This is a genomic window from Kitasatospora sp. NPDC091257, from assembly GCF_044757675.1.
Classification (GTDB): Bacteria; Actinomycetota; Actinomycetes; order Streptomycetales; family Streptomycetaceae; genus Kitasatospora; species Kitasatospora lactacystinica.
The window spans coordinates 1-5,332 of record NZ_JBIVVI010000630.1 but is presented as its reverse complement, the minus strand read 5'-3'; the positions used below and the strand labels follow the sequence as shown (position 1 = coordinate 5,332).

6 protein-coding genes are annotated in these 5,332 nt (G+C 75.3%); 4 read left to right on the top strand and 2 right to left on the bottom strand.

Annotated features, from left to right (window positions below; genetic code table 11):
- The first annotated feature begins 101 nt into the window (after positions 1 to 101).
- Positions 102 to 1,613 carry an alpha/beta hydrolase family protein gene (locus tag ACIQOV_RS26035; RefSeq protein WP_401052378.1) on the top strand — a complete coding sequence of 504 codons (1,512 nt, stop codon included), beginning with the start codon at positions 102 to 104 and terminating at the stop codon, positions 1,611 to 1,613.
- 149 nt (positions 1,614 to 1,762) lie between these two features.
- Positions 1,763 to 2,326 (top strand): hypothetical protein, encoded by a 564-nt coding sequence (locus ACIQOV_RS26030; RefSeq protein WP_401052376.1) that lies wholly within the window; start codon positions 1,763 to 1,765, stop codon positions 2,324 to 2,326.
- A gap of 88 nt (positions 2,327 to 2,414) precedes the next feature.
- Here the strand turns inward: ACIQOV_RS26030 and ACIQOV_RS26025 are convergent, their stop codons facing one another.
- Positions 2,415 to 3,011 (bottom strand): NADPH-dependent FMN reductase, encoded by a 597-nt coding sequence (locus tag ACIQOV_RS26025; RefSeq protein WP_401052374.1) that lies wholly within the window; start codon positions 3,009 to 3,011, stop codon positions 2,415 to 2,417.
- Positions 3,012 to 3,112: 101 nt separating this feature from the next.
- Between ACIQOV_RS26025 and ACIQOV_RS26020 the strand changes: the two genes are divergently transcribed.
- Positions 3,113 to 3,949, top strand: a complete 837-nt coding sequence (locus ACIQOV_RS26020) for a helix-turn-helix domain-containing protein (protein ID WP_401052372.1) — start codon at positions 3,113 to 3,115, stop codon at positions 3,947 to 3,949.
- A gap of 48 nt (positions 3,950 to 3,997) precedes the next feature.
- On the opposite strand, the gene ACIQOV_RS26015 is transcribed toward ACIQOV_RS26020, so the two are convergent.
- Positions 3,998 to 4,921 (bottom strand): LysR family transcriptional regulator, encoded by a 924-nt coding sequence (locus ACIQOV_RS26015; RefSeq protein WP_401052370.1) that lies wholly within the window; start codon positions 4,919 to 4,921, stop codon positions 3,998 to 4,000.
- A gap of 129 nt (positions 4,922 to 5,050) precedes the next feature.
- Here ACIQOV_RS26015 and ACIQOV_RS26010 point away from each other — a divergent pair.
- Positions 5,051 to 5,332 (top strand): VOC family protein (locus ACIQOV_RS26010; protein ID WP_401052367.1); only part of this gene is annotated, 282 nt, incomplete at its 3' end.

Here is a 5,332-nt window from a genome sequence, read left to right as displayed (position 1 = left end):
CAGCGGAGCGCCGCCTCCGCCTCGCAGGATCATCACGGCCTTGCCGTCGGCGCCCGCCAGGCTGGAACCCACAGGAGGAGAACGACCGGGGGAGAGCGGCGATGAGCACCGGACCCGTCCGGTCAGCACGCACCGGAGCGGCGCTGCTGCTCACCGCCTTACTCGCGGCCCTGCCGGGGCTGCTCCTCACCGGCGGACCGGCGGGTGCCGCGGCCGTGAGCGGCACGGCGGCGAGCACCACACCCGCGAGCGCCACACCCGCGAACACCACGTCGGCGACGGGCAGTCCGGTCGCCGACCCGGTCGACTTCACCGGCGCCGGCGGCACCGTCCTGCACGGCCTGCTGCTGGCCGCCCCCGCCGCGACGGCCGGCACCCGCGGCCCCGGGCTGGTCATGGTCCCCGGGGCCGGGCCGGGCCCGCTGGCCGAACTGCGGGCCGCCGCCGAGGCGTACGCCCGGCACGGCGTCACCACGCTGGTCTTCGACAAGCGCACCGACGGCTACTCGATGACCCACCGGGACTACGGGCAGCTGGCCGAGGACGCCCTGGCCGCCGTCCGGCTGCTGCGCGCCCGGCCGGAGGTCGCGCCGGACCGGGTCGGCCTGTGGGGCCTGTCCGAGGGCGCCTGGGTGGCCTCGCTCGCCGCCACCCGCTCCACCGAGGCGACGTACCTGGTCACCGTCGGCGCGGTCGGCCTCACCCCCGCCCGCCAACAGGCCTGGGCGTACCGGGGCTACCTGCGCCACGCGGGCGTCCACGGCTCACTGATCGACGCGCTCTCGGACACCTCCGTCCGGCAGCTCACCGCCGCCGGACTCTTCCCGCAGGCCGACTACGATCCGGTGCCGGCGTGGGAGCGGGTCCGGCAGCCGGTCCTGGCCGAGTGGGGCACCCTCGACCGCGAGGCCGCCCCCGAGGAGAGCGCGACGATCATCCGCCGGGCCCTCGACCGCGGCGGCAACACCCACTACACGCTGCGGACCGTCCCCGACGTCCGGCACAACCTGCACCTCACCGCGGACGACGGCTACGACCGGCCCGACCGGCTCCCGGCGGACTACGCCGAGGCCGAGTCCGCCTGGATCCAGCGGCTCGCCACCGGCCTGCCCACCGCCTCCACCGACCCGGCCCCGCAGCAGGACACCCGCAGCCGCGCGCTCGATCCGCTCCCCTGGTACGAGTCCACCTGGGTCGAGGCCGTCGCCACCCTGCTGTGCCTGACCGGCTTCGCGGGCTACGCGCTGACCGGCGCCGCCCGCCGCCTGCGCCGCCGGCCGCGCCCCGCCGCCCTGCCCCGGGCCGCCCGCTGGGCCGCCCTCACCGGGACGGCCGCCCTCCTGGGCGCCCTCGGGTACCTGCTCTTCCTGACGGTCACCGCCGCGATGTTCCCCGGCCCGGTCCTGTTCGGCCGCCCGGTGGTCTGGCTGGCCGTCCAGCTGCTCGCGCTGTTCGCGCTCGGGGCGGCCGCCGTCGCCGCGGCCGGCGCCCGGCGGGAGCGGGCCGCCCTGGCCGCCGCCCCGGCGGCCGACCGGGTCCGGCTGGGCGCACTGCTGCTGGCCGGGGTGGTCTTTCTGCCCTGGGCCCTGTCCTGGGGGCTGCTGCTGCCCTGACCTCGTCACTGCGGCGACCGCCCGCTCCCCCGCCCGGGGGAGCGGGCGCGCCCGGTTTCAGCCCGGGTGAGGACGCCCCCGCCCGCGCGCTCCGGGAGGGTCGGAGCGGTGGCGGACGGACGGCGTCCGCCCGGGCCGGAGGCGGAACCATGGGCGCACGGACGATCGCGGCACGACTGCACGGCACACCCGCACCGGGCACACCGCGCTGGGCGGTCCGGACCGGTTACGCGATCACCCTGGCGGTCCTGCCCTCCTGCCTCTGGCGGATCGGCGGCTTCATCCTCGGGCTGCCGCTGCTCGACCACGGCCCGACGCCGCCGGAGCAGGACCCGGCCTCGTTCGACGGCGGCTGGGCGTACATCCTGGCGCTCAGCGTGGTCAGCGAGGCGCTGGCGCTCCTCTGCTTCGGCCTGGTCGCCCGCTGGGGCGAGGTGTGGCCGCGCTGGATCCCCGTCCTCGGCGGCCGCCCGGTCCCGGTGCTCGCCGCCGTGGTCCCGGCCGGGCTGGGCTCGGCGGCGCTGATGGTCTTCCCGTACGCGATGGTGATGTTCTCGCTCGGCCTGACCATCCGGGGCGACCGGCACATCGGGCTGATCACCCACGGCTGGCAGACCGTCGCGTTCTGGGTCGGCTACCTGCCGCTGGCCGCCTGGGGACCGCTGCTCGCCGTGCTCACCGTGCACTACTACCGTCGGCGCAGGGCGGGTTGAGGTGCCTCCCTGCTCCGGCGCCTTCCCTGCCCCGGACCCTTTCCCTGCCCTGGTCCCTTTCCCCGCTCCGGCGCCTTCGCCGTTCCGGTCACGCCGGGTACGGCGCGGCGGCCCGCGCGTTCTTCAACGCGCCCGCCCACCAGGACAGCTGGTCGAGCAGGACCTTGGCGTAGCCGGGCGCCTGCGGGTCGTTCGGGCGGCCGTCCGCCCAGGCGGTGAAGTAGTTCGGGAAGGCCAGGCCGTCCCGGATGGTCACCGCGTGCAGCTCGGTCAGCACGTTCTCCAGGTGCAGCACGGCATGCCGGCCGCCGGCCGCGCCGCCGTAGCTGACGAAGGCGACCGGCTTGGCCGTCCACTGGGTGAAGTGCCAGTCGATCGCGGCCTTCAGCGAGGCCGGGTAGCTGTGGTTGTACTCCGGCGTGACGACGACGAAGGCGTCGGCGCCCTCCAGGGCCTCGGTCAGCTTCGCCATCCCGGCCGGGCGCGGATACCCGTCACCCGCGAACTTCGGTGATGCGGCGGGAAGTTCGAGCGGCAGATCGATCTCGGCGAGGTCCACCGTCTCGACCTCGAAGCCGCCGTGCGAGGCGGCCTGCTCGGCCACCCACGAGGACACCACCGGGCCGAACCGGCCCTCCCGGACGCTGCCGAGGATGATCACCAGCTTGTGCGTGTTCGTCTCCATGGCGACCACTCTCCGCCCGCCGCACGGCCGCAACCAGGCCGTGCCCAGGCTGGCCCCCGCAGGGCCACCCTCCACGCGACGATCAACCGTACGCTCGCCATATGGGCACACCACTGGGGGACTTCATCCGCGCGAAGCGCGACAGCATCCAGCCGGAGACGCTGGGCCTGCCCGACCACGGCCGCCGCCGCTCACCCGGCCTGCGCCGCTCCGACCTGGCCGTCCGGGCCGGGATCAGCGTCGAGTACCTGACCCGGCTGGAGCAGGGCCGCGACCGCAACCCCTCCACCGCCGTGGTCAACGCGCTCGCCGACGCCCTCAGTCTCGACCCCGCCGAGCGCAACCACGTGCGCTACCTCACCAAGATCACCGGCGGCGCGTGCGCCGGCCACGCCCGGCCCGTCCCCGCCCCGCGCGAGCTGCGCGCCACCGTCCGCGAGACCCTGCGCCTGCTCGAACCGGGCATCGCCGCCGTCACCAACCGCCTCGGCGACGTCCTCGCCCACACCAGCGGCTACGCGGCCGTCCTCGGCGCGGCCGGACTGCTCGACGCCCCGGCCCCGAACCTCACCCGCTACGTCTTCACCGACCCGCGCGCCCGCACCCTGTTCGCCGACTGGGACGACATCGCCGACGAGCAGGCCTTCGACATCTGGCTCGGGCCCTCGGTCGAGTCCGCCGAATGGCTCAGCACCGAACTCGCCCCGCTCGCCGGCCCCGAGTTCACCCGGCGGATCGGCAACCACCTCGTCCCCCGCCGGGGCCCGCTCCGCCTCCGCCACCCGTCCGGCCCCGAACTCCGGCTCCACCGCGAGACCCTGGACCTCACCGACGACGCCCAGCAGCTCCTCGTCCTGCTCCCCGCCGACGACGACACCGCCGCCCACCTCGACCGCCTGCTCGCCCCGGAGCGGCCCCGGCTGCGCGCGATCTCCTGAAACCCCCACCGGCCACCCCGCCGGCACCGGCCACCCCGCCGGCACCGGTCACTCCGCCGGCACGCACAACGGCGTCGCCCGGTCGACCGACTCCGCGACGGCGTCGGTGGCCGCCCGCACGAAGGCGCGGACCCGGGCGGTGGTGCTGCTCTCCAGCCAGACCGGGCCGCGCTCGATCGGGGGCGCGTCGTGGATCGGCACGTACGCGACGTCCGGGCGCGGGTAGTAGCGGCGGGAGTGTTCGCCGACCGGGAGGACGCCGCGGCCCATCGCGACCAGGCTGAGCATCTCGGAGAAGGTGCCGCCGGACGGCCCCTTGGGCACCGGGCGGCCGGACGGGGTCCGGCCGGGGGTGCGGTCGCGCTTGAAGCCCGCCGAGGTGACCTCCGGGTACTGCACCACCGGATGGTCCGCGAGCACCTCCAGCGACACCGACCGCTCGCCGGCCAAGGGGTGTCCGGCCGCCACCGCGAGGACCCGCCGCTCGGTCAGCAGCACCGGCCCGCGGGCCATGCCGTCGAACGGGTAGGAGGCGATCAGGACGTCGATCGAACCGTCCACCAGGCTCGCCCGGGAGTTGGAGAGCTGCACCTCCCGCACGTCCACCCGGCAGTCCGGGTGCCGCTCGCCGAACAGCGCGACCGCCTTGAGCAGCACCGGCGCCGTCCACTCGCCGAGGAACGCCACCCGCAGCTCCCCGGTGACGCCCCGGTTCGCGTCCTCCGCCCGGCGCAGCGCCGCCTCCATCGCCGCCACCACCGGGGTCAGGTCGTCCGCCAACTGCCGCCCCACCGGGGTGAGTCGGACCGACCGGCTGGTGCGGTCGAACAACTGCCCGCCGATCCGGCGCTCCAGCTTCTTCACCACCTGGCTGACCCGCCCGGTGGTCAGGTGCAGCCGCTCCGCGGTCCGGCCGAAGTGCAGCTCCCCGGCGAGCGCGAGGAAGACCTCGATCTCCAACCGCTCCAGCATCCCGCCCCGTCCCTCGATCGTTGAATCCGGCTCAACGATCCTACGGCGATCGCGCATTGATCACCCGCCCGGCCGAGAGGATCGTTGAACCCGTCCCCGACAGCCCCACCCGAGCGGAGCCGATCACCCATGCGCGTCGTAGCCTTCGACCACCTGGTCCTCAACGTCGCCGACGTCGAGCGTTCGCTGGCCTTCTACGCCGGCCCCCTGGGCCTGGAGCCCGTCCGCGTCGACGAATGGCGCGCCGGCAAGGTGTCCTTCCCGTCGATCCGGGTCAGCGCCGGGACCATCATCGACCTGGTCCACGGCCCCCGGCACGAGTCCAACGTCGACCACTTCTGCCTCACCGTCGAGCCCCTCGACTGGCAGGAGGTCATCGACGCGGGCACCTTCACCGTCCTGGAGGGCCCC

Bases quoted from the DNA above. Each gene is read 5' to 3' on its own strand.
- ACIQOV_RS26025 (WP_401052374.1), bottom strand. From the start codon at position 3,011: ATGGAGACGAACACGCACAAGCTGGTGATCATCCTCGGCAGCGTCCGG.
- ACIQOV_RS26035 (WP_401052378.1), top strand. From the start codon at position 102: ATGAGCACCGGACCCGTCCGGTCAGCACGCACCGGAGCGGCGCTGCTG.
- ACIQOV_RS26030 (WP_401052376.1), top strand. From the start codon at position 1,763: ATGGGCGCACGGACGATCGCGGCACGACTGCACGGCACACCCGCACCG.
- ACIQOV_RS26015 (WP_401052370.1), bottom strand. From the start codon at position 4,921: ATGCTGGAGCGGTTGGAGATCGAGGTCTTCCTCGCGCTCGCCGGGGAG.
- ACIQOV_RS26020 (WP_401052372.1), top strand. From the start codon at position 3,113: ATGGGCACACCACTGGGGGACTTCATCCGCGCGAAGCGCGACAGCATC.